At 63.1% G+C, this 25,909-nt stretch carries 26 protein-coding genes; 11 read left to right on the forward strand and 15 right to left on the reverse strand.

The features are described from left to right. Nucleotides 1–178 precede the first annotated feature (178 nt). The 5 genes from UCMB321_RS12020 to UCMB321_RS12040 form a co-directional block, all read right to left on the reverse strand. A complete protein-coding gene (locus UCMB321_RS12020) occupies nucleotides 179–991 on the reverse strand; it encodes an HpcH/HpaI aldolase/citrate lyase family protein (RefSeq protein ID WP_040066874.1) in 813 nt (270 codons plus the stop codon). 165 nt (nucleotides 992–1,156) lie between these two features. Then, nucleotides 1,157–2,371 (reverse strand): CaiB/BaiF CoA transferase family protein, encoded by a 1,215-nt coding sequence (locus tag UCMB321_RS12025; protein ID WP_040066876.1) that lies wholly within the window; start codon nucleotides 2,369–2,371, stop codon nucleotides 1,157–1,159. Continuing rightward, a complete protein-coding gene (locus tag UCMB321_RS12030) occupies nucleotides 2,371–3,720 on the reverse strand; it encodes an MmgE/PrpD family protein (protein ID WP_040066879.1) in 1,350 nt (449 codons plus the stop codon). The genes UCMB321_RS12025 and UCMB321_RS12030 overlap by 1 nt, the downstream gene beginning before the upstream one ends. 10 nt (nucleotides 3,721–3,730) lie before the next feature. Further along, nucleotides 3,731–4,894: an acyl-CoA dehydrogenase family protein gene (locus UCMB321_RS12035; protein WP_040066881.1), complete on the reverse strand. Its 1,164-nt coding sequence runs from the start codon at nucleotides 4,892–4,894 to the stop codon at nucleotides 3,731–3,733. Nucleotides 4,895–4,916: 22 nt separating this feature from the next. Next, on the reverse strand, nucleotides 4,917–5,744 hold the full coding sequence (locus UCMB321_RS12040; protein WP_040066884.1) for an HTD2 family dehydratase: 828 nt from the start codon (nucleotides 5,742–5,744) through the stop codon (nucleotides 4,917–4,919). Between the two features lie 146 nt (nucleotides 5,745–5,890). On the opposite strand from UCMB321_RS12040, the gene UCMB321_RS12045 reads away from it, so the two are divergent. Both UCMB321_RS12045 and tal read left to right on the forward strand, forming a co-directional pair. Further along, a complete protein-coding gene (locus UCMB321_RS12045) occupies nucleotides 5,891–6,778 on the forward strand; it encodes a LysR family transcriptional regulator (RefSeq protein WP_040066886.1) in 888 nt (295 codons plus the stop codon). 138 nt (nucleotides 6,779–6,916) lie between these two features. Next, nucleotides 6,917–7,837 carry a transaldolase gene (tal, locus tag UCMB321_RS12050; protein WP_040066888.1) on the forward strand — a complete coding sequence of 307 codons (921 nt, stop codon included), beginning with the start codon at nucleotides 6,917–6,919 and terminating at the stop codon, nucleotides 7,835–7,837. A 186-nt stretch (nucleotides 7,838–8,023) separates the two neighbouring features. On the opposite strand, the gene UCMB321_RS12055 is transcribed toward tal, so the two are convergent. After that, nucleotides 8,024–8,227, reverse strand: a complete 204-nt coding sequence (locus tag UCMB321_RS12055; RefSeq protein ID WP_040066890.1) for a co-regulatory protein PtrA N-terminal domain-containing protein — start codon at nucleotides 8,225–8,227, stop codon at nucleotides 8,024–8,026. Nucleotides 8,228–8,444: 217 nt separating this feature from the next. Between UCMB321_RS12055 and UCMB321_RS12060 the strand changes: the two genes are divergently transcribed. Beyond that, complete coding sequence (locus tag UCMB321_RS12060; RefSeq protein WP_040066891.1) at nucleotides 8,445–9,341, forward strand: LysR family transcriptional regulator; 897 nt, start codon at nucleotides 8,445–8,447, stop codon at nucleotides 9,339–9,341. 4 nt (nucleotides 9,342–9,345) lie between these two features. On the opposite strand, the gene UCMB321_RS12065 is transcribed toward UCMB321_RS12060, so the two are convergent. From UCMB321_RS12065 to UCMB321_RS12075, 3 genes are all read right to left on the reverse strand, one after another. Then, nucleotides 9,346–10,590 carry an HD-GYP domain-containing protein gene (locus tag UCMB321_RS12065; RefSeq protein ID WP_040067003.1) on the reverse strand — a complete coding sequence of 415 codons (1,245 nt, stop codon included), beginning with the start codon at nucleotides 10,588–10,590 and terminating at the stop codon, nucleotides 9,346–9,348. A gap of 163 nt (nucleotides 10,591–10,753) precedes the next feature. Beyond that, nucleotides 10,754–11,470 (reverse strand): hypothetical protein, encoded by a 717-nt coding sequence (locus UCMB321_RS12070; protein WP_040066893.1) that lies wholly within the window; start codon nucleotides 11,468–11,470, stop codon nucleotides 10,754–10,756. Nucleotides 11,471–11,718: 248 nt separating this feature from the next. Next, nucleotides 11,719–12,999, reverse strand: coding sequence for an HAD family hydrolase (locus tag UCMB321_RS12075; RefSeq protein ID WP_040066895.1), 1,281 nt, complete (start codon nucleotides 12,997–12,999; stop codon nucleotides 11,719–11,721). Nucleotides 13,000–13,262: 263 nt separating this feature from the next. On the opposite strand from UCMB321_RS12075, the gene UCMB321_RS12080 reads away from it, so the two are divergent. Beyond that, complete coding sequence (locus tag UCMB321_RS12080; protein ID WP_040066897.1) at nucleotides 13,263–14,033, forward strand: DeoR/GlpR family DNA-binding transcription regulator; 771 nt, start codon at nucleotides 13,263–13,265, stop codon at nucleotides 14,031–14,033. A 47-nt stretch (nucleotides 14,034–14,080) separates the two neighbouring features. Here the strand turns inward: UCMB321_RS12080 and UCMB321_RS12085 are convergent, their stop codons facing one another. Together UCMB321_RS12085 and UCMB321_RS12090 are read right to left on the reverse strand one after the other, a co-directional pair. Then, on the reverse strand, nucleotides 14,081–14,713 hold the full coding sequence (locus UCMB321_RS12085; RefSeq protein ID WP_040066899.1) for a Vgb family protein: 633 nt from the start codon (nucleotides 14,711–14,713) through the stop codon (nucleotides 14,081–14,083). Between the two features lie 9 nt (nucleotides 14,714–14,722). Then, on the reverse strand, nucleotides 14,723–15,943 hold the full coding sequence (locus UCMB321_RS12090) for a DNA-binding protein (protein ID WP_040066902.1): 1,221 nt from the start codon (nucleotides 15,941–15,943) through the stop codon (nucleotides 14,723–14,725). Nucleotides 15,944–16,065: 122 nt separating this feature from the next. Here UCMB321_RS12090 and UCMB321_RS12095 point away from each other — a divergent pair, with 122 nt between their 5' ends. From UCMB321_RS12095 to UCMB321_RS12105, 3 genes are all read left to right on the forward strand, one after another. Then, complete coding sequence (locus UCMB321_RS12095) at nucleotides 16,066–16,863, forward strand: DUF899 domain-containing protein (RefSeq protein ID WP_040066905.1); 798 nt, start codon at nucleotides 16,066–16,068, stop codon at nucleotides 16,861–16,863. Between the two features lie 5 nt (nucleotides 16,864–16,868). Next, nucleotides 16,869–17,147 (forward strand): hypothetical protein, encoded by a 279-nt coding sequence (locus UCMB321_RS12100; protein WP_040066907.1) that lies wholly within the window; start codon nucleotides 16,869–16,871, stop codon nucleotides 17,145–17,147. 114 nt (nucleotides 17,148–17,261) lie between these two features. Beyond that, nucleotides 17,262–18,908, forward strand: coding sequence for a SulP family inorganic anion transporter (locus UCMB321_RS12105; RefSeq protein WP_040066909.1), 1,647 nt, complete (start codon nucleotides 17,262–17,264; stop codon nucleotides 18,906–18,908). A 30-nt stretch (nucleotides 18,909–18,938) separates the two neighbouring features. Here UCMB321_RS12105 and UCMB321_RS12110 read toward each other — a convergent pair whose 3' ends face one another. Next, entirely contained in the window at nucleotides 18,939–19,124 is a 186-nt protein-coding gene (locus tag UCMB321_RS12110; protein ID WP_040066911.1) for a ribbon-helix-helix protein, CopG family, read from the reverse strand. A gap of 123 nt (nucleotides 19,125–19,247) precedes the next feature. Then, the gene (locus UCMB321_RS12115) at nucleotides 19,248–20,219 is read right to left on the reverse strand and encodes a LysR family transcriptional regulator (protein WP_040066913.1); all 972 of its coding nucleotides are present in this window, start codon (nucleotides 20,217–20,219) and stop codon (nucleotides 19,248–19,250) included. Nucleotides 20,220–20,398: 179 nt separating this feature from the next. Here UCMB321_RS12115 and UCMB321_RS12120 point away from each other — a divergent pair, with 179 nt between their 5' ends. Continuing rightward, complete coding sequence (locus tag UCMB321_RS12120; protein WP_040066916.1) at nucleotides 20,399–21,931, forward strand: MFS transporter; 1,533 nt, start codon at nucleotides 20,399–20,401, stop codon at nucleotides 21,929–21,931. On the opposite strand, the gene UCMB321_RS12125 is transcribed toward UCMB321_RS12120, so the two are convergent. Both UCMB321_RS12125 and UCMB321_RS12130 read right to left on the reverse strand, forming a co-directional pair. Further along, nucleotides 21,919–22,560, reverse strand: coding sequence for a DUF2239 family protein (locus UCMB321_RS12125; protein WP_040066919.1), 642 nt, complete (start codon nucleotides 22,558–22,560; stop codon nucleotides 21,919–21,921). The genes UCMB321_RS12120 and UCMB321_RS12125 overlap by 13 nt on opposite strands. Nucleotides 22,561–22,665: 105 nt before the next feature. Continuing rightward, the gene (locus UCMB321_RS12130; protein WP_040066921.1) at nucleotides 22,666–23,298 is read right to left on the reverse strand and encodes a TetR/AcrR family transcriptional regulator; all 633 of its coding nucleotides are present in this window, start codon (nucleotides 23,296–23,298) and stop codon (nucleotides 22,666–22,668) included. A gap of 80 nt (nucleotides 23,299–23,378) precedes the next feature. Here UCMB321_RS12130 and UCMB321_RS12135 point away from each other — a divergent pair, with 80 nt between their 5' ends. The 3 genes from UCMB321_RS12135 to UCMB321_RS12145 all read left to right on the forward strand — a co-directional run bounded on the left by UCMB321_RS12135 (nucleotide 23,379) and on the right by UCMB321_RS12145 (nucleotide 25,890). After that, nucleotides 23,379–24,044 (forward strand): O-methyltransferase, encoded by a 666-nt coding sequence (locus UCMB321_RS12135; protein ID WP_040066923.1) that lies wholly within the window; start codon nucleotides 23,379–23,381, stop codon nucleotides 24,042–24,044. Nucleotides 24,045–24,175: 131 nt separating this feature from the next. After that, entirely contained in the window at nucleotides 24,176–25,243 is a 1,068-nt protein-coding gene (locus UCMB321_RS12140; protein WP_040066925.1) for an NAD(P)-dependent alcohol dehydrogenase, read from the forward strand. Between the two features lie 197 nt (nucleotides 25,244–25,440). After that, the gene (locus UCMB321_RS12145; protein WP_040066927.1) at nucleotides 25,441–25,890 is read left to right on the forward strand and encodes a hypothetical protein; all 450 of its coding nucleotides are present in this window, start codon (nucleotides 25,441–25,443) and stop codon (nucleotides 25,888–25,890) included. Nucleotides 25,891–25,909 lie beyond the last annotated feature (19 nt).

Here is a 25,909-nt window from a genome sequence, read left to right on the forward strand (position 1 = left end):
ATTGTTGTGTGGTAGGGAGGTTGCCTAAAGCCATGCGTATAGAGAATTTCGAATTCCGAGTACCTGCGTTCGGTCCGGATGAACGCTGCCTAAACCCTAGGTTCGTTGCCGCATGACGGGTACGACGAGGCGTCCGATCAGCGAGTAGGGATCTGCCGGTCGTGCCTGCGGTTATGGCCTACGCCAGCGCCAACAACCGCCGCGCCCGCAACAGCACCGGCGCGTCGACCATCTGGCCGTCGACCTGGTAAGCCCCGGCGCCGCCGCTCCCGGCCTCCACTACCCGCCGGGCCCAGGCCAGGTCTTCGGCGCTCGGCGCCAGGGCCGCGTGGATCACCGGCACCTGCCGGGGATGAATGCACAGCGCGCCGGCAAAGCCCATTTCATAGGCATGACGGATCGACCCGTGCAAACCTTCGGGGTCGTCGATGGCCGGATGCACGCCATCCAGGGGGGCGACCAGGCCAGCGACACGCGAATGCACGATCAGCGCCAGGCGCGCCTGGTCGAGGGCGAACCCGGCGGCCGCCGAGCCGCTGGAGAGGTTCAGGTCCAGGGCCAGGTCGAGGCCGCCGAAGGACAGCCGCTCGACGCCGGGGGCGCCGGCGATTTCAGCCAGGTTCAGCAAACCCCGGGCACTTTCGATAATCGGCCAGACCGCTTTGCCGGTCGCGGCCGCGGCGGCCACTTGGAGCGCGTTCTCGACCTTGGGCAGCAGCACGCCGCTGACCCCGGGATGTTGTTTACAGAACGCCAGGTCAGCCGCATGTTCGGGGTGATCCGGGGCATTGACGCGCACCAGGACCCGGGCCAGGGAGTTGTTGGTGAGGAATTGCCCGAGGTTGTCGCGGGCGATCCGCTTGAGGGGCTCCTCGACGGCGTCCTCGAAATCGACGATCACCGCATCGGCGCCACTGGCCAGGGCCTTGGCGAAACGCTCGGGACGACTGCCGGGGACAAAGAGCGCGGAGCGGGCAATGAATGAAGACATGCTGAGTTCCTTGTTTTTCTGGAAGAGAGAGCAAGACCGTCGCGACACGGTCACTGTAGGAGCCGGCTTGCTGGCGATCGCGACCGATCGGGCGATACAGGGCTCACTGGCCTCATCGCCAGCAAGCCGGCTCCTACAAGGGGTGCGATGCCTTCAAGGCCTCATTCAAACCACACCCGCAGCGCGCAACCGGTCGATGGCCTCGGCGCCAAAGCCCAGCTCGCCGAGAATCGCCCCGGTGTGCTCGCCCAACCCCGGTACCGCATCCATGCGTGGTTCAAACGCCGCATTGCGGGCTGGCGGCAGCAACGCCGGCAGTTTCCCCGCCGGGCTGTCGACCTCGCGCCAGCCATCGCGGGCCTTGAGCTGCGGGTGATCCCACACCCCCTGCATGTCATTGACCCAGGCATTGGCGATCTGCGCCTCTTCCAGCCGGGCAATCACCTGTGCGGTGCTGAGCCGGGCAAAGCGGTCGACGATGATCTGGCGCAACACCTCCCGATTGGCCGAACGCTTGAAGTTGGCCGAAAAGCGCTCGTCCACCGCCAGCTCCGGGGTCAGCAGCACCTTGTCGCAGAACGCCGCCCATTCGCGCTCGTTCTGCAAACCCAACATCACCGTGCCACCATCCCCCGCCGGAAACGGGCCATAGGGATAGATGGTCGAGTGCGCCGCACCGGCACGCGGCGGTGGTGTGGCACCGTCGAAGGCGTAATACATCGGATAGCCCATCCACTCCACCAGGCTTTCCAGCATGCTCACGTCGACGCGGCTGCCCTCCCCGGTTTTCTCCCGCAGCAGCAACGCCGAGAGAATGCCGCTATAGGCGTACATGCCGGCGGAGATATCGGCGATGGAGCAGCCGGCCTTCGCCAGTTCGTCCTCACCCGGGCCGCCGGTCACCGAAAGAAAGCCGCCCTCGCTCTGGATCAGCAGGTCGTAGGCCTTTTTCTTTTCATAAGGACCGCCTTCGCCATAACCGGAAATATCGCAGACGATCAGCCGTGGAAACCGCTCGTGCAGCGCCTCGAAGGACAAGCCCATTCGCGCCGCGGCCCCCGGCGCGAGGTTCTGTACCAGCACGTCGGCCTGACCGAGCAACGACTGGAGGATGTCATCGGCCGCGCCCTGCTTGAGGTCCAGGGTCAGGCTTTGCTTGGAGCGGTTGGTCCAGACGAAGTGCGAGGCCAGGCCCCGGACGCGCTGGTCGTAGCCACGGGCGAAGTCGCCGCTGCCGGGGCGCTCGATCTTCACCACCCGCGCGCCCAGGTCCGCCAGTTGCCGGGTACAGAACGGCGCGGCGATGGCGTGTTCGAGGCTGATCACGGTGATGCCATCCAGCGGACGCGGGGCCAGGGTGTTGCCTGCTGCCGTATTCATCAGCGCAGCTCCTTCAAGTCAGTGGTGTTACGCAGGTCCCAGACCTGGCGGATCAAGCTCTCGGCCTGCTCGGGCGAGCGGGCGCCGGAAAACTGCAGTAGACGACGGAATTTATCTTCCAGTTCGGCCCGCGACAGGCTGTTACCGGGGTCGCCCTTGGGCTCGTCGATGGCACCGTGCAAGGTCCGCCCATCCACCGTGGTGACGTTGACCCGACCCAGCCAGCGCTGGGGATAGGCGCCGTCGACTGCGGGGTCGAGCGTCATGCCGACCTTCTCGCGAAACACCGACACGGCCGGATCGGTCAACGAAAACTGGTGAAACTCCCGCAGGCCGGCCTTGCCGTGCACGGCGATCAGGCCCAGCACGGTGCCCATGGAGAATTTGGCCTGGTGCACGGTCTGTGGCACCTTGACCCGCCCCAGCACATCGATGGCGCCCTGGTGGACCCGGGCCTCCACATGCCGGATCTGTTCGTGGCTCAAACCTTCCTGCAACATCAATTCCAGCAGCGCATCGGCGGCCGGATGGGTATGGCGGCAGGACGCATGGAACTTGAACGAGGTTTCCACCAGGGCCCAACGGCTGCCCAGGCGATCAGACAGCTTCGCCGGATCGGCATCGCTGGACATGCCGGCGGCCAGGCCCTGGTCGCCTTCGAGGATATTTCGCGCCCCGGTCAGGCCATCCGCCGTCAGGTAGGCGGCCAGCAGCCCGTCCGCCGCGGCCTTGGCGGTGTGCAACTGCTTGGAATCGGCGGCATCACGCAGGAACTCCCAGAGCCCGGCCGCCTGGGTACCGGCACTGCCCAGCAGATTGCTGAACTGTGCTTGATCGAAGTCCATCAGCTTGCCCACGGCGACAGCCGCCGCCAAGGTGCCGACCGTGGCCGTGGTGTGGAAGATCCGATAGTGCGAGCGCCCGAGGAACTCACCGATACGGATACCCGCCTCATAGCCGGCCACCGAGGCCAGCAACAGCTCGCGGCCGGACTTGCCCAGATCCTGGGCCGCCGCCAGGGCTGCCGGGAATACCACCGTGGCCGGGTGCAGCACGGAACTGTTGTGCAGGTCGTCCTGCTCCACCAGATGGGAGGATGCGGCGTTTACCAGGGCGGCGAAATACGCCGAACTGCCATGGCCATTGACCAGGATGCGCGCCGGGCCATTCGCCGGCCCCATCTTGCGGGCGTAGGCTTCGAACAGTGGAATCGGGTGGGCGCCCTGGCTGGCCAGGGCCGAGGCCAGCCAGTCGAGGAACAGGTCTTCGGTCCGTTCGAACACCGACGGCGGCACCTGCTCGTAACGCAGGCCGGCGAGGAATTCGCACAGGGCTTGGGTATGGCTCATGCTCGATTCCTCAGAAGCTGCGCGGCAGTTCGAGCAGGTGCTCGGCCACGTAGGACAGGATCAGGTTGGTGGAGATCGGCGCGACCTGGTACAGGCGGGTCTCGCGGAACTTGCGCTCGACGTCGTATTCGCAGGCGAAACCGAAACCGCCATGGGTCTGCAGGCAGGCGTTGGCCGCTTCCCAGGACGCCTTGGCCGCCAGGTACTTGGCCATGTTGGCGCTGGCCCCGGCGTTCTGACCGCTGTCGTATTCCTCGCAGGCGCGCCAGCGCATCAGGTCGGCAGCCTCGATCTCGATATGGGCTTCGGCAATCGGGAACTGCACACCCTGGTTCTGCCCGATGGGCCGGCCGAATACCACGCGGTCACGGGCGTACTGCGCGGACTTCTCGATAAACCAGCGGCCATCGCCGATGCATTCGGCGGCGATCAGGGTGCGTTCGGCATTCAGGCCGTCGAGGATGTAGCGAAAGCCCTTGCCCTCCTCGCCGATCAGGCTGTCGACGGGGATTTCCAGGTTGTCGAAGAACAGCTCGTTGGTCTCGTGGTTGACCATGTTGGCGATGGGCTGCACGGTCAGGCCGTTGCCGATGGCCTCGCGCAGGTCCACCAGGAAGATCGACATGCCCTCGGACTTCTTCTGCACCTCGGCCAGGGGCGTGGTGCGCGCCAGCAGGATCATCAGGTCCGAATGCTGGATCCGCGAGATCCAGACCTTCTGACCGTTGATCACGTACTTGTCGCCCTTGCGCACGGCAGTGGTCTTGATCCTGGTGGTGTCGGTGCCGGTAGTGGGCTCGGTGACGCCCATCGATTGCAGGCGCAACTCGCCACTGGCCAGCTTCGGCAGGTAGAAGCGTTTCTGCGCCTCGCTGCCGTGGCGCAACAGGGTGAACATGTTGTACATCTGGCCGTGCACCGTGCCGGAGTTACCGCCGCAACGGTTGACCTCTTCGAGGATCACCGAGGCTTCGGCCAACCCCAGGCCGGAACCGCCGTATTCGGTGGGAATCATCGCCGCCAGCCAACCGGCCGCGGTCAGCGCCTTGACGAAGGCTTCGGGGAAACCTTTTTCTTCATCGACCTTGCGCCAGTAGGCAGCATCGAATTCGCCGCACAGGGCGCGTACGCCCTCGCGAATGGCGTTGAGCTCTTCGTTGTGATTCGGATTCATCAGGTGATTGCCTTTTTTATTGTCAGTCGAAATGCACTTCAGCCTGCTGGGCCAGGCCGCCCGCGTTGCCGGCCCACAACTGGGCAACCCCGGGGCTGACAATTCGTCCGCCGACTTCGAAGGGTTGTGGAGCGATCAACGGGCGCACACCGCGATAGGAAAAGCGTCGCGGGATCGCCTGCGGGTTGGCCCGGCAGAATGCCCGCAGGTTCAGGGTGGCGATCATCGGGCCGTGCACCACCAAGCCCGAATAGCCTTCGGTTTCGGTGACGTAGGGGAAGTCGTAATGGATGCGGTGGCCGTTGAAGGTCACCGCGCTGTAGCGGAACAGCAAGGTCGACGTGGGCTCCACGGCTTCGCGCCAGTCCCCCTGGAGCAGGGCTTCGCCACTGCCCGGCTTGGGCGGCGTGGGCTCGCGGTAGACGATGTCCTGCTCTTCGCGAATCGCCAACCGGCCATCCTGGGAGTACTCGTGCCGTACCGTGACGAACAGCAAGGCACCGGTACGGCCCTGCTTTTCCTCGATATGACTGATGGTCGACAGCCGGGTGGCATCGTGACCGGCGCGCAGGTGCTCGAAAAACTCGAGGCGCCCACCGGCCCACATGCGATTGCGGTTGTCCGCCGGCGGCAGGAAGCCGCCACGGGCCGGATGACCGTCGCCGCCCAAAAGGGTTTCGGCCAGCGGCTCCTGGAAGAAACACCATTGCCACAGCGGCGGCAACGCCTCGCCATGGGCCGGAGCCGGTTCGCCGAACGTCGCGGCGATGCGCTTGAGCAGGTTGCGGCTCAATTGGTCATGGGCTTCTTCGGTCCGTCCCAGCCAGGCACTCAGATCCGTCGCACTCATTGAAGGGGTCCCCTTACCGGTTGTTGTCATGAACCGATGATGCAAGGTGTCGCCCGTTCCGAGAATTTGCATTTCCATAAGCCGGCGTTCGGTTATGCTGAACGCTGTCATTCTGCCGATAGCTGGCCTTGAGCGGAGTCGCCCCCATGCATTTCGACCTGGCGGATCTACGCCTCTTCATCCATATCGCCGAATCGCCGAGCCTGACCCAGGGCGCCCGGCGCGCTTTCCTTTCGCCGGCTGCCGCCAGCGCGCGGATCAAGGCCCTCGAAGCGCAACTGGACACCCGTCTGCTCTATCGCGACAGCCGTGGCGTGGAAGTCACCCCGGCCGGCCAGCGGCTGCTGCAACATGCCCGGCTGATCATGCGCCAGGTCGACTACCTGAAAAGCGAGTTCACCCGCTACGGCAGCGATTCGGCCGGGCATATCCGCATCTTCGCCAACACCACGGCGGTGACCGAATTCCTCCCGGAAGTGCTGGCCGGTTTCCTCTCCCGGCGTCCCGGGGTGACGGTGGACCTGCAGGAGCGCCTGTCGCGGGACATCGTCCGGGGCGTGCTCGACGGCACCACCGACATGGGCATCATCGCCGGCCCCGTGGAAGCCAGCGGCCTGCAGGTGATGCACTTCAGCACCGACCGACTGGCGCTGATCGTGCCGGTGGAGCACCCACTGGCGGCCCAGCAGTCCGTGACCCTGGACCAGACCCTGGCGTTCCAGCACATCGGCCTGCATGAAGGCAGCACCCTGCTGAGCTTTCTACGCGAACATGTCGAACGGCTCGGCAAGACCCTGTCGTTGCGGATCCAGGTCTCGAGCTTCGAGGCGATCTGCCGCATGGTCGAGGCCGGCGTGGGTATCGGCATCATTCCCCTGTCTGCGGCCGTACGGCACAGTCGGACCATGGAACTGGCGACCGTGGCGCTGGACGAGCCCTGGGCGATTCGCGAACGCAGCATTCTGGTGCGCGAACTCGAAGCCCTGCCCGGCACCATCCGTGCCCTGATCGCCGCGCTGATGCCCAGCGCGTAAAGCTGAACCGCCCTACGGTTTGGGTTGCATAAAGCCCTGGTTCGACGGCATTCTTGAAGGCATCCCACTGACAGAACTTTTCACCTCAGCCGCACTCAATCAGTGCATGGACCCACGCCCTTCCCGACAGAGACGCTCATGACTTCGAAGCTTGCACAACTCAAGCAGTTCACCACCGTGGTCGCGGACACCGGCGACCTCGACGCCATTACCCGCCTCAAGCCGGTCGACGCCACCACCAACCCCTCGCTGCTGCTCAAGGCCGCGGCACTGCCAGGCTACGCCGACCTGCTCAAGGCCGCCGTGTCCCACGCCAAGGGCGATGTGGGCCTGGCCTGCGACCATTTCGCGGTGTCCGTGGGCAGTGGCATTCTCAAGGCGATCCCAGGGCGTATTTCCACTGAAGTCGACGCGCGCCTGTCCTTCGATGAGGCTGCGTTGCTGGGCAAGGCCCACCAGTTGATCGAGCTGTACGACAAGGCCGGCGTGGGCCGTGACCGCGTGCTGATCAAGCTGGCGTCCACCTGGGAAGGCATCCGCGCCGCCGAGAAGCTGGAAAAGGACGGTATCCAGACCAACCTGACCCTGCTGTTCTCCTTTGCCCAGGCCGCGGCCTGCGCCGATGCCGGGGTGTTCCTGATCTCGCCGTTCGTGGGCCGTATCTACGACTGGTACAAGAAGTCCACCGGCAACGAGTACAGCGGTGCCGACGATCCGGGCGTGCAGTCGGTGACCCGCATCTACAACTACTACAAGTCCAACGACTACAAGACCGTGGTCATGGGCGCGAGCTTCCGCAACCTCAACCAGATCGAGCAACTGGCCGGTTGCGACCGCCTGACCATCAGCCCCGAACTGCTGGAAAAGCTGTCCCAGGATGAAGGCAAGCTGGAGCGTCGGCTGGTGCCGGGCACCGCGGGCGAAGCGCGCCTGAGCCTGAATGAAGCGCAGTTCCGCTGGGCCTCCAACGAAGACGCCATGGCCACCGAGAAACTGGCCGAAGGTATTCGCCAGTTCGCCCGTGACCAGGAAAAACTCGAAGCCCTGCTGGGCCGGTAACAAGACAACCCGGGCAGTCGGCAACGAAGCTACCCGGGATATTGATCATGTCGGGTCCTGCTGCCACACGGCCAGTCAGCGACCCGCTTGATAGTACTTCCTTCCTGGCCCGGCGCCCCTCGCCAGGCGTCAAACGCCGGTGGGGCGAACCGGCCGGCCTTGCGGCCCGACCGCCGAACCCCACCGTCAGTTGGTGCGTTCGACGCTATCGGACGGCGCCTGTTTACTCGCCGCCACGGCCTGGGCCTTTTCAGACTGCTGGTAATGCGCCATGGAGGAATCGCGAGCCGCCTCCATCCGCGCCATGACTTTCTCACCGCCGCCTTCGGCCATGGCTGCAACGGAGGCCGTCATCAGGGTCACGATCAACAACGCTTTCAGGGATTTCATCAGTCACTCTCCAATAGTTTGAGTTCGTCAGCAGCCGTTCTTGCTGACTTGGGCTCATCCTATCGAGCGGTGCATTGCAGCCTGTTCCCCGCAGGATGAAATTTTTTACAGGAAGATCCATTCGAGAAAACCGCCGGCACCCGCCCTTGCGGATGCTGGATAAACTCGATACAACGCCCTAGAATTCGCCGAGCATTGATTCTTAAAAAGGGACAATATGGACCGTATCGACTGTATGCGCGCGTTCGTCGCCACCGTCGGCGCCAATGGCTTTGCCGCGGCGGCCCGGGCCATGGATGTACCACGCTCGAAAGTCAGCAAGCAGATCCAGGCGCTGGAAGAGGCGATCGGCGTGCAACTGCTGCAACGCACCACCCGCAGCCTGCACCTGACCGAAGCCGGCGCCGAATACTACGAAGCGGCCCGCGAACTGCTGGCGTCCCTGGACGAAACCGAGCAACGGGCCCGCGATGGCGTCGGTGAACTGCGTGGCGTGCTGCGGGTCAACGCGCCCATGTCCTTCGGCCTGCGGCGGCTGGGGCCGCTGATTCCGCTGTTTCACCAGCAGCATCCGAACGTGGAACTGCAACTGGTGCTCAGCGACCAGCAAGTCGACCCGGTGCGCGGCGGCTTCGACGTCACCATCCGGATTGCCAGCCTGCCGGACTCCTCCCTGGTCGCCCGCCTGCTGGCCCCGGCGCCGCGCATCATGGTGGCCTCGCCCGCCTACCTGGCGCGGGCCGGCACGCCTCGGACACCGAAGGACCTGACGAGCCACCAGTGCCTGAACTATGGCTACCTGCAAAGCGGCGTCAGCCTGCAACTGAGCAATGGCAAGGAGACCCAGCGGGTGAACGTCACCGGCCCCTTGCACGCCAACAACGGCGACCTGCTGGCCCAGGCGGCGCAGGCCGGCATGGGCATCGCCCTGCTACCGGACTTTATCGTCGAGGACGCCCTGGCTGCCGGTACCCTGGTCCCGGTCCTGTGCGAATGGCAGGCGCCGGCGATCAGCATCAACGCGGTCTATCCCTCGTCGCGCCGGGTGCCACAGAAAACCCGGGCCTTTATCGAGTTCCTGGTGAAGGCGCTGGCGGTGCACACCACGGTCTGAACACCTAGGCGGTGCTGAAAATCGACTGCTTGCCGATCGAGATACCCGACCACAGCTCGTCCAGGTGCTTGAAACCCCACTTTTTCACGGATTCCAGGCTGGCGATCGAATCCTGTTCGCCGGCAACGGCAAGATCGATGACACGCTGGGCGATGGGCATGCGCAGTTGCGCGGAGTAGAACACCTTCACCCTGGGGCTCAGCAAGGACTGCTCATGCTGCTCCATGACGATCGCCAGGCGTCCGCTTTTCAACAGGACCAGGGCGCCCACGGGATAGATCCCGACGCAGCGGACAAAGGCGTGAAACACCTGCTCATCGAAATAGCCCGTCCAACCGGCCATTTTGCGAATGGCCTCGGCCGCCGCCCACGCCTCCTTGCCATGCCGATTGGAGGTCACCGAGTCGTAGGTGTCACACACCGCGGCCATCCGCGAAAACAGGCTGATCTGCGTCCCGCACAGCTTGTGGGGATAACCGCTGCCGTCGATTTTCTCGTGATGATGCAGGCAGACATCCACCACCCTCGGGCTGAAATGGCGGGTGTCCAGCAACATCTTCGCCCCCACCTCGGGATGGCGGCGCAGGCTCTCGGACTCGGCTTCGCTGAGGGGCGAGGTCTTGTTGAGCAACTCGACCGGCACAAACACCTTGCCCACTTCATGCAGGATGCCCGCGATACCGGCCTCTTTGACCAGGCTGTCGGGCAGGTTCAAGCGGTAGGCCAGGCTCATCATCAGGCCACACACCGCCACCGAATGCATGTAGGTGTATTCATCGCTGGTCTTGAGTCGTGCCAGGCTGATCAACGCATCGGGATGGCGCATCAGTGAATCCGAGATATCGGCAACCAGCTGGGAAATCTGCTCGGGATAAACCGCCCTGCCCATCCGCAGGTCGCTGAACATATTCAACACGGCGGCCTTGGTCCGGGCGCACAGGTTCAGCGCATGGATCACCTCATCGCTCATGGCAATCCGCGGACGATTGCGCGATCGCTCCTGGGCAGGAATGGCCAGCGGTTCCAGCGAAGGTTCAGAGGCAGAAGGCTGCTCCTCGACCTGCACGTCCAGTCCCTTGCTCGTGTCTATCCAGAGTGCGGCGATGCCGCAGGAGCGGATCTTTTCCAGGTCCTGTGGGTCATCGAGCAGGAAATGACTGCGCCAGAAAGGATGATCCATCCAGGAGCCACAGAAGGATTGCACATACATGCCGACACGAAGATCGCTCACCTTTATCTGTCTCAGCATGATCGGCATCCTGGTTTCCAATCACCTTGAAGCGCCTTGCCGCAGGCGCGCTACTGTGAAAATCGTGCAATCAGGTGTGATTCACGTTCAGTGGTGGGGGACGCCAATCACCCCACCAGTGTAGTCCGTCCCCCGCAAAAGGTCGGTCTCAGTGCCCCCGGGGCTACGTCGGGTCGCGATCAATAAATCCAATGGGCTCTAATTTAGTGAGTTCTATAGACAGGCCTTTGTGCCCATTGCCATCCAGGGTAATCCCCATACTTCCGATATGAGTGATTTGACCCTGCTGGTAAGTCTGACCTGACAATCGATAGACATGCCCTGGCCGAACTTGACAGTGGGCATATTTTATTTCGAACTCACTTCCTGTTTTTTTACTCACATCCATAATGATGGGCTGGGCGGGATCGGTGATATCCAGCAGTTTGACCTCCGTCAGCCGATTTGGATCACGAAGCTCCCTGGTTGTCCAATCGGCAGTCCCCTCAAGCATCACCAACTGGGTAATCGCCACGGGAGGTGGACTGGTCCGGGGCTCCACGCGAACGACAATGCCCCTTTGATCCTGATCGCCCAGTGTCACCGGGTGGTGTCCCTCATCGGTAATGGTGTCGCCGGAATACACTCGGCAGAACAGTTCATACCTACCCCTGGCCTGTCTTTGACACAATGCGTATTTGATACTGAACAGCGCTCCCTTTTGCCGGCTCGTATCCAGCGTCACCGGTTGATCAGGGTGAGTCACATCGCGCAGGGTCACGACCGTGACAAGATCGGAGGCGGGTACTTTATGGGTGGGGAGATCGCCAAGGCTGGAGATATCGCTCCTGCCCTCAAGCAGGATAAGCGCGGAGTTGCTGACGGCTGCATCGGTATTCATGAATACGACTCTCGATAAATAGAAAAAAACTGTTGTTGATGACCTAACGACAAGTAATGGCACTTGCGCTCGAGGGGGCACTGTAACAACGGTCAATCGAGGAGAAGTCGTAGCGGGATAGTGCACGTTGAACGGCATTTTGGAGAGGCGCCAATCCACTGATTGGCACCCCTGAACAGCACCAGGATTAACAAGCTCGATATAGCGCGACTCGCGGGCAGCCTTGCACCACCCGCGAGCCAACGGACTCAGGCCAGCAGCTTGCGCTCGGTCTTGCCGTACTTGATCGACTTCTCATCCGGGATCATCAGGCCGGTCTGTTCGTCACGGCCCTGCAGGACAAAGCGCGCGTCGGCCTTGCCCAACTGCTCGGCGGCCTTCTGGCTGTCGGCACCGATCTCGCCCTTTTTCATGCGGTTGACGATCACGCCCACGGCGGTGTCCTTGAAGTCACGCAGCATCCAGGCGTCGCCGTCGCTGTCGCCGGCCACCAGCACCGGGCCATAGCCCTTCTTCGCCACCAGCACATTCTTGATGCCGACAGTCTTGCCCGGGCCATAGTTGAAGTGCCAGCCCGGCAGGTAGCTGCTGTCGTACTTGCCGTCTTTCATGGCCAAACGCAGGCCGATCACGTTTTCCGCCGGCACGCCGTAACCGTAGTTGGGATGACCGGCGAACACCCGGACCACGTCGTCGATGGACGCGGTGCTGACATAGACGTCGATGCCGTTGGCCCGCAGTGTGTGCATCAGGCCACGGATCTCCTCGTGGATACGGATGCCATGGAAGTGCGAATCGGCCACCACCCCGGCCTTGCCCGGCAGGCTGCGCGGGCTCTCGTACTTGACCTTGCGCAGGCCGTCACCGAGGTCGTGGTTGTTGGAGGCCTCGGCCATCGCCTGCAACTCGGCGGTGGTCATGTTCTTGTAGAAGTAGATGATCCACTTGTAGCCGATCTCCACCGGATAGCTGTCGCAGATCGCGTCGTACATGAAGTAGAGCTTGACGAAGAAGTCCTTGAACTGATCGGTGGCCTGGATTTCCTCCAGGCTCTTGCTGCCGGCCAGGCCCTGGTAGTTGGCGTGCAGCCAGCGGTAGTCGGCTTCGACGTCGGCGGCGATGTCCTCCATGTTCACCGGCTTGCCGTCAACGGTGACGTAATCCTTCATGAACGGGCCGTTCGGCACGTCCTGGCGCAGCACGGCAGCAAACTCGTCGGGGCTGAGTTTGTACTGCAAATGGTTCATCTGGTAGACCAGCAGCGCCTCTTCGCAGTCGTTCATGATGCAGGTGTTGTCCCAGTCGAACACCGCGTACGGGCGCTTGTCCGGGTGATAGGACGCGCTCTTCACACCGTGCTGGTCGATCACCGCCTGCAGGCGCTTCTGGTTCAGCGGCGACCAGCGCGCCGGGTCCAGTTCGCTTGGCGCGGCCTTGGGGGCGGCGGCCTGGGCCAAACGGGTGCTCAACAACAAGGGACTGGCAACGGAAACGGCGGCAAGGGTGTTCAGAAACTGGCGACGCTGCATGGCATAACTCCTGTACTTAGAAGAATGGTCACAAACGGGGCGACGGTGAGAGCGTGTTTCAAGACAAGGGCGCAGGGGGACGGGCCGCCCGGCGATGAGGCTAGCGCCAAATGCATATAAATACAACAATGCCACAATATTACACATTTATGGCACCCGGCCACTTACCGACCAACGGTAACGGAGATACCGAACTTGACAGCGCCCGGGCACCTCCCACAATGCGAGCTCGGCGAGTAATCCCAACAGCAAGGACATGAGGCATGTGGCAAGAAGAGCGTTACCAGCGAATCCGCGCATTGCTGGCAACCTTGCAGCGCGTGACCACCGACCGCATCGTCACGGAATTGAATGTTTCCCGCGAGACGGTGCGCCGCGACCTGGTGGCGCTGGAAGCCCTGGGTGAGTTGAAACGTATCCACGGCGGCGCAATCACCGTCGAGGATGAGGCGCCGATTGCCGAACGGGCCCATATCAACGTCAAGTTCAAGCGTGACCTGGCCCGTGCCGCGGTCAGCCTGCTCAGCCATGGGCAGACGGTGTTCATCGACGCCGGCACCACCACCGAAATCCTCGCCCAGGAGTTGGCCAGGCTCGGCGGGCTGACCGTGATCACCAACTCGTTCAACGTGGCGTTGCAACTGCGCGGCAGCAACGTTTCCGGCAGCTTGCACAACGAGGTGATCGTCCTCGGCGGCTCGCTCTGCGACCGCTCACCGGCCACGGTGGGCGCGACCACGGTGGCGGAAATCGGCCGCTATCGCGCCGACCTGGCGCTGCTCTCGCCGGTGGGAATGGACGCCCGTCATGGCGCCAGCAACTACGACCAGCGTGAGAGCGAAGTGGCCCGCGCCATGGCCGAGCACGCCGAACGGGTGGTCATCCTGGCCGACTACAGCAAGCTCGGCGTGCAGAGCCGTATCAGCTTCTGCGCGCCGGAACGTATCGACGTGCTGGTCACCAATCAGCGGGCCAGTGAAGAGGCGGCATTCGGCGCACTGAAGGCCGGGATCAAGGAAATCATCCTGGCGTGATGCCCCTAGGTTCCGCGCACGCTTGAAAGTGCCGAGTAGCCCAGCCTTTATCCTGGTCGGCGAACGGCGCGGATCCTGCCGCTATTGCCACCACCACAAAAGAACCGATCCTCGCCATCGGACTCAAGCCCCGATACGCCCAGGCCCGCGGGCATATCGATGCGTTCCAGCAGTTCTCCCGTTTCAGGATTCACCCGCCGGATATCACTCTGGTCGTCTTCCCAGGTCGCATGCCAAAGCTCGCCATCGACCCAGGTGACGCCCGTAACGAAACGGTCCGACTCGATAATGCGCAGGATCGCCCCGGTCTCGGGGTCGACCTGATGAATCCGGCGATCGCGATACTGCCCGACCCAGAGCGCGCCCTCAGCCCAGGCAAGCCCGGAATCACCACCATTGCCCGGCGCCGGCAGGGTCTTGAGCACCTCACCGGTCTGCGGGTCGATCTTCCGGATACGCCCCTCGGCGATCTGGAACAGGTAGCGGCCATCGAAGGCGGTACCGGCCTGGGCGGCGACATCGATCGAGCGCACGATCGCCCCACTGGCCGGGTCGAGGGCGTTGAGCCTGTCGCCCGAGGCGAACCAGACGTGCTGGCCGTCATAGGTAACCCCGGCCACATGCTCGGCATCTGGAAAAGGCCCATATTCACGAAGGATTTCAGCTTGAGAATGTTTCATGACCGTATCCTAGCCGCTGGTCAGCGGACCTGGGAGTAACAAAGTTGACGGGTATCCCGGCACGGACGGTAGCGTCCAACGACGTGCCGGCCCGCGCCCGAAAGCATGCACCTTGCCTGTCGCCGCCAATGCATCGAGCGCCCGCTGCACCGTGCGCGGGCTGGTCCCCAGTGCGATCGCCAGCGCCGAGCTCGACCACGACTCGCCATCGGCCAGGAAAGCGAGCAGCGTGCCATGCGGCTCCTCGACCGGCGGCGCCAGAATAACCACCTCATGGGCCTGCCGCGGCACGAGCACGAAGCCCTCCCGGGTCGCCCTCACCTGCGCCAATGCGTGAATCTCGCCCCGTAGCCGTCCGATTTCGACCCGCAGCCGGACCCGGTGCGATTCATCGGCCTCCTTGCCCCGGAATGCGCGGGCGATCAGGGCCTGTCGTGAAACACCTCCTGGCCAGCTCTCGGCGAGCACGCGCAGCAGCACGAACAACACCGGCCGCTTCGTCAGCGATACCGACCTGTTCGCCTCACGCACCGCGTAACGACAGGCATCCACCACCAGTGCTGGCGAGGCGAACAGTGCCTCGACTTCCTCCAGCAGCAGGAAACGCTCCTCACCCCGCACGAGCAGACGCGCGGCAGGCCTACTCAACGTTTGGAAGGCGCTCTCGACTTCGGCAGCGAGTGCGGCAATACCCGCCTTGCGCGCGGCCTCTTCCGCCCGCCGCAGCGCAGTCCGCGCCGCCCCCGTCTGCAACCGCCGGATGGCAATCCCGGCGCGGGCCAACTCGTAGGCGGTCCTCAATGGCGGCGCCAGCATTGTCGGCTCAAGCGCGCTCAGCCGAAGCTCGGCCTCATCGAGATGACCGGTCAACAGCAGGCGCCGGACTTCGAGGTGACACGCATGCGCGGCATTCAGGCGGTCCCCCTGTGCCTCGAGAACCGCCCGCGCACCCGCGAGTGTCTTGGCCGGCCAGGCCAGGTCACGCGAGACCAGCGCGATCTCGGCTTCGGCAACGATGCAACGCGCCCTCGCCAGCGCCTCCAGCGGCCCGAAGGCACGGACGGCCATCTTCAGCAGAGCCCTGGCGCGAACCAGATCACCCAGCTGCGCCATGGCGATACCGCGCAGCGCAAGTGCCGGCCCGTCATCGCGCAGGGCAACCCTTTTCAAGGCACCAAGCACATCGCCGGTGGCGAGCAGCCGCGCCGCTGCGCCGATCATCGCGTCCATGCCGATCCCGTCAAACTTGTCACTCCCACCCTGGTGCGCCTCCGCCCTAGTCTGTTCACGACCACCCGGTAACCGCTCGTACGACCGATGGTACGACGAGCCATGGCAAATGGAGAACCATCATGACCACACACATGATAGGCACCCGCGAAGAATGGCTGGCGGCGCGGCTCAAGCTGCTGGCAGATGAAAAAGAACTGACCCGCCGCGGCGACGCCCTGGCCCAGCAACGGCAGGCCCTGCCCTGGGTACGGATCGACAAGGCCTACCGCTTCGACACCGACACCGGCAGCGCCTCGCTGCAGGAGCTGTTCAAGGGCCGCTCGCAGCTGCTGGTCTACCACTTCATGTTCGGGCCCGACTACAGCGCCGGCTGCCCTTCCTGCTCCTCGATCGCCGATGGCTTCAATGGCATCGTCGTCCATCTCGAAAACCATGACGTCGCCTTCACCGCCATCTCGCGGGCACCGCTGGCCAAGCTGCAGGCGTTCAAGCAGCGCATGGGCTGGAGCTTTGACTGGGCCAGCTCGTTCGGCAGCGATTTCAACAGCGACTTCAGCGTCTGGTTCAGCGAGGAGCAGCAGCGCGAGGGCGACATTGTCTACAACTATCTCCGCGAGGCGCCTCTGGCGGGCCCCCAGAGAGGCCAGACCGTCCGGGAATGGCAGTTGCAGGGCAGCGAAAGTCCGATTTCCCGGGCCGCCGCCATGACCGGAACCGACATCGCCACGTTCATACGTGACAGGCCCGGGGTCAGCGCCTTCGTGCTCGAAGACGGCGAGGTCTACCACACCTACTCCGCCTATGCCCGCGGACTGGACGGCCTCTGGGGCATGTACCAGTGGCTCGACCGCGCGCCCAAGGGCCGCAACGAACAGGGCATCTGGTGGCGCCACCACGACAAATACGGCCAGGAGTGACCCGCATGCTCTCGTCCAGTCGGCTGAAGGAAAACCCACCGGCGCGAATGCCAGGCGGCCATGCACTGGGCATTGCCGACTGGCTGTGCCTGGCGGCCACGCCCACCTTCGCCGGCATGGCGTTGCTCACGGCCGCCGGTGCAGGCACGGACTTGATGTGTTCCTCCCTGCACGGCACTTTTGCCTTCGACGGCATGGTGACCATGTACCTGATCATGGGCGCCTTCCATCTGCCACCCTGGCTGCGGCTGATTTCCGGCCACGCCGGCGGATCAACCGGCTGATCCAGGACGCCGACCGGCACGCGATCCAGGTAGGGCTCACATTAAGGAGGCCTATTGCTCTTTGGTTATCACTGCATGTTAATGTTATGCACATGATCCCAGGGAGTCAGCATCATGATTGCGATACGAGAGGCGTGGAAATCAGGACTGCTTGGCCGCAAGCACTGGCCTCGCAACCTGGTCTCGGGCGTTATCGTGGGCATCGTGGCGCTCCCCTTGTCCATGGCCTTTGCCATCGCCTCGGGAGTCAAGCCCGAACAAGGCATCTACACCGCCATTGTCGGTGGGCTCCTGGTGTCCTTGTTCGGCGGCAGCCGCCTGCAGATCGCGGGTCCCACGGGCGCCTTTATCGTGATCCTGGCCGGCGTCACCGCCCGCTACGGAATCGACGGCCTACAGATAGCGACCTTCATGGCCGGGGCGATCCTGCTGCTACTCGGGATCACCCGGTTGGGAGCCATCATCAAGTTCATACCTGACCCTGTGATCGTCGGGTTCACCGCCGGCATCGGCGTGATCATCTGGGTGGGGCAATGGAAAGACTTCTTCGGCCTGCCGAAAGTCGCCGACGGTCATTTCCATGAGCGGCTCTGGCACCTGCTTGAAGCACTCCCGAACCTTCACCCGACGACGACCCTGCTGGCGCTCCTGAGCCTGCTGCTGGTCCTGCTCACGCCCAGGCTCCCCGGCATGAAACGCGTTCCCGGTCCCTTGCTCGCCATGGTCGTCGCAACCGTCATACAGGCGGTTTTCCAGTTCCCCGGTGTAGCCACGATCGGCAGTGCCTTCGGCGGGATACCCCAGGGGTTGCCGACATTGAGCCTGCCTGAGGTGACGCTGCCGCGGATCATCGAATTGATTGGTCCGGCATTCGCCATCGCCATGCTCGGCGCCATCGAGTCATTGTTGTCGGCCGTGGTGGCCGATGGCATGGCGGGCACCCGCCATGACTCCAACCAGGAGCTGATCGGCCAGGGCATCGCCAACCTGATCAGTCCGTTGTTCGCCGGCTTTGCCGCGACCGGAGCCATCGCCCGAACCGCCACCAATATCCGCAACGGCGGCAACAGCCCGCTCGCCGGCCTGGTGCATGCGCTCACGCTGGTGCTGCTGGTGTCTTTCCTGGCACCGCTGGCTTCGGATATCCCGCTGTGCACCCTCGCGGCCATCCTGTTCGTCGTGGCCTACAACATGAGCGAGTTGAAACACTTCAAGCGCATGCTCCAGCGAGCACCGCGTGCCGATATCGCGATACTGCTGGTCACCTTCATGCTGACGGTCTTCAGCGACCTGACCATTGCCGTGAACATCGGCGTCATTCTCGCCATGCTGCAATTCATGCGGCGGATGGCGTCTTCGGTGGAGGTGCAGAGAATGGTCGGCAAGGACCTGGAGGTCGAACTGCGCCTCAACGGCCAGGTCGAACTGCCGGCCAATGTCCTGGTGTATGGCATCGAGGGGCCGTTGTTCTTCGGTGCGGCGGAAACCTTCGAACGGGTGCTGGCGCAGACCCACACCGACCCCGGGACCCTGATCATTCGCCTGAATCACGTGCCCTTCATGGACATCACGGGTTTGCAGACCCTGCTCGAAGTCATCGAGCAGCTGCGCAATCGCAACATTGTCGTGAAGCTGTGCGAGGCCAACGAGAAGGTCCTGGGCAAGCTGCGCAAGGCCGGGATACTCCAGGCGCTGGGGCCTGGGCATTATCATGCCGATTTCCATTCGGCACTGAGCGCCGCCAGCCCCTCCGGACAGTAACACCTGCCTGCCCGGCGTCGACCGGTTGCCTTACTGCTCCTTGCCGACCACCTTGCTTCTGGTCGAATAGGAAACACCGTGGGTTTCCAGATAATCTCGAATCAACTGGCGAACCACCTGCGACGGCGTCAGGTCCTGAGCGGCACAAAGCTCCTCAAGGGCCTTTTTCTTGACCGGATCAATGAGTACGGTCAGTCGTGCGGTCTTGCTTTCCATGGAAGTATCGACGCCCTGCGGCCACCTATGTTAATCAAATTATAATAACCGCCTTCCGGCGTTGTCACGCCCTCTCCCCGATCAGCGGAGGACGCCCCGGGATCGGCGGTTCCCACGTTATCGTCAACCGCCATCGCGAGCCAGTTGGCTGCTGCTTCTGCGGGAAAAAAGACACTCCTGCGTGAGGGTCGCCCGCAGCTGCGCAGCCTCCTGCTCCAACCGTTCACACATGAAGTCGACGAACACGCGAATCTTGCGCGACAGCTGGCGACTCGAAGGCCAGACGATGCTCATGGTGTCCGGCGGGATCAGATAGCCATGCAGCAGACAGCGCAACGAGCCGTCAGCCAGGGCCTCGCGGGCCAGGAAGTCGGGGATGGTGCCCAGCCCGAAGCCCTTGACCAGCGCCCCACGGACCATCTCCATGTTGTTGCTGACCATCACTGTGCGGGTCCGAGGCTCCCTCGCACCCTCCTCGCGCAACAGAGGAAAGTCCAGCAACTTGCCGTTCTTGAAGTAGCGAAAACGCACCGCCAGGTGATCGTCCAGTTCCGCCGGCGTCTGCGGCGTGCCGTAGCGCTCCAGGTACGCCGGCGCGGCGCACAGCACCGGTTGCACGCCGGGCAGGCGTCGGCTCATCAGGCGCGAATCCGGCAGCTCGCCGCTGCGAATGGCGATATCCATCCCCTCCTCGATCAGGTCCACCAGCTTGTCGCTGAAGTCGAGGTCCAGTTCGATATCGGGGTACAGCTCCATGAACGCCATCAGCACGGACTGGAAGAGCTGATAGCTGGCCGCCGGCATGCTGATGCGCAAACGTCCGCGCGGGACTTCCGTGGACTGCGACAAGGTCGCCTGGGCGTCGTCCAGCTCATCGAGGATACGCCGGCAGCGCTCCTGGAACACCCGGCCCTCGTCGGTCAGGCTGAGGCTGCGGGTCGAGCGTTGAAACAGGCGCACGCCCAATTGCTGTTCAAGCCGGGTCACCCCCTTGCCAACGGCCGACGCCGACAGCCCCAGCGCCCTGCCCGCCTCGACGAAACTGCCCAGCTCGGCCGTGCGGACAAAGGACATCAAACCACTCAGTCGATCCACCTGCCTCTCCTATTCGATCCTTTTGTTCCGATATGGGCGGAATTTTTACCGTTTTTAACTCGATTACCCGCTCTTTAAGATCCTTGCATGTTCCGCCGCCCCCGGTAAACCACCGAAGCGCGGCCATTTCACACTCATCCAAGGGGCACACAGCCACGCCCGATACAAGGATCCGACCGATGTCCATCCCGCTCCTGCTGCAACAGCGACTGATCCTGCTGGCCGTGTGCATCACGGCCATCAGCATGCCCTTCAACTTCACCGCGCCGGCCGTTGCCCTGCCCGCCATCGGCCGCACCTTCGGTGGCTCGCCGATGGAGCTGAACTGGGTCACCAATGCCTTCATGCTGACCTTCGGCAGTTGCCTGATGCTGGCCGGCGCACTGGCTGACAACTATGGCCGCAAGAGAATCTTCTTCGGTGGCGTCAGCGCTTTTGCCGTGCTCGCTGCCGCCTTGCCCCTCGCCCCCAGCCTGGCACTGTTCGATGTCCTGCGGGCGGCCCAGGGATTGGCTGCTGCGGCGGCCTTCTCCGGCGGTATGTCCGCCCTGGCGCAAGTCTTCGACGGACCGGGGCGCATCCGCGCGTTCAGTTTCGTCGGGACCAGCTTTGGTATCGGCCTGGCCTTCGGCCCCGTAGTGGCCGGCGCCATCGTCGAAGCCTTTGACTGGCACCTGGTCTTCCCGCTGATCACCGTGCTGGCTGTGATCTCGTTGAGCCTGGCCTCCCGCTATATGCGGGAATCACGCAACCCCGATGCAGCCGGAGTCGATTGGCCAGGTGCGATCACCTTCACCTGGGCATTGGGTATCTTCACCTATGCCATCCTCAAAGCGCCGGAAAGCGGCTGGAGCGATCCGCTGGTGCTCGGGCTGTTCGCCGTCGCGCTGCTGTCCTTCGTGGCCTTCGTCATGATCGAACAGCATGTCGCCCAGCCCATGCTCGATCTGACGCTGTTCCGCTTCCCACGCTTCGTTGGCGTGCAACTGCTGGCAGCCGCGCCGGCCTATTCCTTCGTAGTGTTGCTGATACTGCTGCCGATCCGCTTCGTCGGCATCGAAGGCATGAGCGAGGTCGCGGCCGGCTGGTTACTGATCGCTTTATCGGCACCGCTGTTGGTACTGCCGGTTGTTGCCGGCTACCTGACCCGTTGGCTGTCACCTTCCACCTTGTGCGGCAGCGGTCTGCTGGTGTGTGCCGCCGGGTTGTTCTGGTTGAGCCATGTGCCGGTGGGTAGCGCGGCGACCGAACTGGCCTGGCCAATGCTGGTGATCGGTGCCGGCATCAGCCTGCCCTGGGGCTTGATGGATGGCATGGCGGTCAGCGTGGTACCCAAGGAACGCGCCGGCATGGCCACCGGTATCTTCAGCACGACCCGGGTGGCGGGTGAAGGCGTGGCCATTGCCGTCGTCACCGCACTGCTGTCGGCGTTCACCGCAGGTCATCTCGGTAATGCCGCGACGCCGGACATCGTCGGTGCCGCACAGCATCTGGCCACTGGCGACCTGGCCGGTGCCGCGCAACGGCTGCCCGCCGCCGGACACGCCGCGCTGGCCGAGGGTTACAGTGCCGCGTTCAGTACCTTGCTGCGGGTGCTGACAGCGATCACCGTACTGACGGCGGCCGTGGTGTTTCTGTTTCTCGACCGGGGTTCGGTCGCGGATGATACGGACACCGAACGGGACGACCAGGTGCTGGATCAGGCGGGGTAGTCCTGCGCGTCAGGCGCCAGACGCATGACATGAGCCCGGATATCTTCGGGCCAAGTCTCGATGCGCTGTTCCAGGGCTGCCCGATCGTCGGCGAACAGCGCGCGTGTTGCCTCTTCGTAGCCGGGCAGGTCACCGGCGATCGCCAACATGAACTGATAGGTGGCCTCCTGGGCGGCCCGGCGTTGCTGGAGCGCCCCGCCGTTTCGCCGGGCGTCATCCACCAGGCGCCGGAGTACCGCGGATGCACCGCCGGGTTGGGCGGCCAACCAATCCCATTGCCTTGGCAACAGGGTCACTTCCCGGGAGACCACCCCTAGTCTTGGCCGACCTCTTCCCCTCGGCTCCGCCGCTTCATCCTTCGCAGGTTGCGCAGGCTCGCCCGGCCCTGGCCGATAACGCCCGGCGCTGGCCTGGGGCGGCAGGGACAATCGTTCGAGGATCTCGGCCTCGGTACCGCGCAGGTCCAGATCGATGACGCGGCCAGTCGCATCGTCGAAAACCAGATGGGTATTCGCCGAGCCATTTTCGATGGCCGTCTTGATCGCCAGCGCCACTTCAGCCAGCGGTCCGGACCGCAGCAATCGGTGGGATTCAAAGGCCGTGACAGGTTTTGAGAGAAGGTCGGACATGGAATCAGCCCCTTGGGTGTGGAAGCCAATTAATACCCGGATAAAAACAATTTCGCAATATCACCCGGATAATATTTGCAACGGCGCTGATTGCCCGAACAGCCCTCAGCCGTGTCCGAGACCTCGCAGGTAGGCGCAAAACATATCGGCCATGGCGTCCGCGTAGGTTTCGATCTGCACGGGGGTTCGCGGACTTTCCGAAAACCGCTTGCCCACCGAACTGAGCGTCACTTTGATCAGATCGCCGACCACGGCACGCGTTGCGTCCGTGGCATCGGGCAGTACCTCGCGCATGAAGACCTCGACAATCCGCTCTCCCGAAGCCCTCACTTCCCGCGCCTCAGGTGCATCGCGATAGAAAGGCGCGGCGTCATTGAGTGCCCCGCGGACCTCGGCCTCATCGCATTCGGAGCGAATGAAGGCGTGGACCAGCAGGCGTAACCGTTCAAGAGGTGGATGGCGGGTGTCCTCGAGGATGCCGCGCAGCATCTCGGTGGTCTCGCGCCACTCATCACTCTGCAGGCGAAAGAGGATCGCCGCCTTGTTCGGGAAATACTGGTACACCGATCCGACGCTGACACCGGCCCTTTCGGCCACCCGCGTGGTGGTAAAGCGTTGCATGCCCTCCTTCGCCAAAACCTGAACAGCTGCTTGCAGAATCGACGCGACAAGGTCATTGGAGCGTGCCTGCTTGGGCTGTTTGCGTGAGGTAATCCGTGCACTTGGCCGATCGGTCATGGGTGGGCTCGCAATGCGAATAGAAAACATGAAGGTTTATTCGCATTATAAACCCTCACTGACCTCACAAGGAAAACCCCATGACCACGCTGACTCAAGCACCGCTCGCGCCCTTGCTCGATCGCCTGTTCGCAGAGGCCCCGCAAACCTGGTCGACGTTAAGTGCCGCCATTGGCGACATCTCGGAAGAAGAACGCGAGCGCCTGATGCGCAGCAAGACCGACTACCTGGACTTCTACAGTCGTCTGAAGGACTTTGCGCTGGCGGTCTCGCGAGAGACCGGAGCATTGCTTTACATGCTGGCGCGCAATAGCGCTGCGCGGACAATTGTCGAATTCGGTACCTCGTTCGGCCTCTCGACCCTGCACCTCGCCGCCGCGCTGCGGGACAATGGCGGTGGCCGCCTGATCACCAGCGAGTTTGAGCCGTCCAAAGTGCTGCGGGCCCGGGAACACCTGCTGGCCGGCGGGCTTGCCGACCTGGTGGAGATTCGAGTGGGGGATGCCCTGCAGACCCTCGCGGTCGATCTCCCGGAAAGCATCGACCTGGTGCTTCTCGACGGCGCCAAGGCACTCTATCCCGAGATCCTCGGCCTGCTGCAGGGCCGCCTCCGGCCGGGCGCGCTGATCATCGCCGACAATGCCGACCATAGCCCCGACTACCTGGCCCGCGTGCGCAATCGCGCCGAGGGTTACCTGTCCACGCCGTTCGCCGAGGATGTCGAACTGTCCATGTGGCTGGGCTGAATCCCATCGGGGGTTCCCAGGTGCGGCAGCCTGGTCTGCCCCCTTGTCTCGGGATCGTCATCCAGCGGAACGATTCAGTGGCTATGCTGGTCAAGCTATTTACTGTCCCATGAAACCAAGGTGACGATTCCATGACCAAGACCTATAGCTACGCGGCCCAGAATCCCAAGGATTCACTCAAACCTTTCACCTTCGACCGACGGGTTCCCGGTGCCGATGACGTGCAGATCGACATCCTCTACTGCGGCGTCTGCCACTCCGATCTGCACACCGCGCGCAACGAATGGCATAACACGCTGTACCCTTCGGTGCCGGGGCATGAAATCGTCGGCCGAGTGACCGCGGTCGGCGCCAGCGTCAGCAAATTCAAGGTCGGCGACCTGGCCGGTGTCGGCTGCATGATCGACAGCTGCCAGCAGTGTGCGTCCTGCGCCGAAGGTGAAGAGCAATATTGCGAGAACGGCTTCACCGGCACCTACAACGGCCCGGTATTCGGTGGCGCGAACACCTTCGGTGGCTATTCGGACAACATCGTCGTCAAGGAGAAGTTCGTCCTGCGCATCTCCCACGGCGATGCCAACCTGGCCGCGGTGGCGCCACTGCTGTGTGCCGGCATCACCACCTATTCGCCGCTGCGCCACTGGAAAGTCGGCCCGGGCACAAGGGTCGGCGTGGTCGGTCTGGGGGGCCTGGGGCACATGGCGGTGAAAATCGCCCATGCCATGGGCGCCCATGTGGTGCTGTTCACCACCTCGCCGAACAAGCGTGAAGACGGCCTGCGCCTGGGCGCCGATGAAGTGGTGGTGTCCAGCAACCCGGATGAAATGGCCTGGGTCACCAACAGCCTGGACTTCATCCTCAACACCGTGGCCGCTCCCCACAATCTGGACCCGTTCCTCGCGCTGCTCAAGCGCGATGGCACCATGACCTTAGTTGGCGCCCCCGACAGTCCCCACCCCTCGCCTTCGGTGTTCAACCTGATCTTCAAGCGCCGCAAGCTGGCCGGCTCGCTGATCGGCGGCATCCAGGAAACCCAGGACATGCTGGATTTCTGCGCCAAGCACGGGATTGTCTCGGATATCGAGATGATCGCCATTCAAGACATCAACGAGGCCTACGAGCGCATGCTCAAGGGCGACGTCAAATACCGCTTCGTGATTGACATGAACAGCCTGAAGAAAGAGGCCAACGTGGCCTGATCAGTCCGCTTCACCCGGGTCCGTGCGATCGCGCCAGGTGTGCGGTCGTCACGGGCTTCGCAGGCCTACTATCCACTCTCGAACCTACTGCGGTACTGTAAGCGAACACGCGTGACCCATTGGCGGCTGCACGCCAATGGCTAAGCAACACAGGGTTTAACCGACAGGTAAGTCCCTAAATTCAAGATGAGACCAGAATGCTGAAAAAAGCTGTTTTTTGCCTGTCACTCCTGGCAATCGCAGGCTCCGCCTGTGCCAACGAAGCCATTGCCTACAAAGACGAGTTCGAGAACCAATACGTTCAGTGCATTCAAAGCAAGCTGGCGGAGGGCTGCTGGGACAAAGTCTTTTCCGGGCACTTTGACCCGTCGCAATCCAAGGAGAAGGAACTGATCTCCAAAAGCCAAAGCGTACTTTCAGCCTGGATCGGGCAACACGACCTCTACAAAGTGCATCTGAGCCCCAAAGAAACCAAAGGTGAAGTGTTTGAAAACAGAACTTATCTGATCGAACGCGACGACGGGGCGTTAGTGGGATTGTACGTAGGCTTCAGACAGGTAAAAGGCGAATGGTTCGTCTACGAACTCATGGACGGCGCCGACGACACCTTCATCCGATCCATACTCCATATGCCCAAGATAAAGTAAAGCGAGAGAAACAGGCCTC

Origin of the sequence: Pseudomonas batumici (genome assembly GCF_000820515.1) — a bacterium.
GTDB classification, from domain to species: domain Bacteria; phylum Pseudomonadota; class Gammaproteobacteria; order Pseudomonadales; family Pseudomonadaceae; genus Aquipseudomonas; species Aquipseudomonas batumici.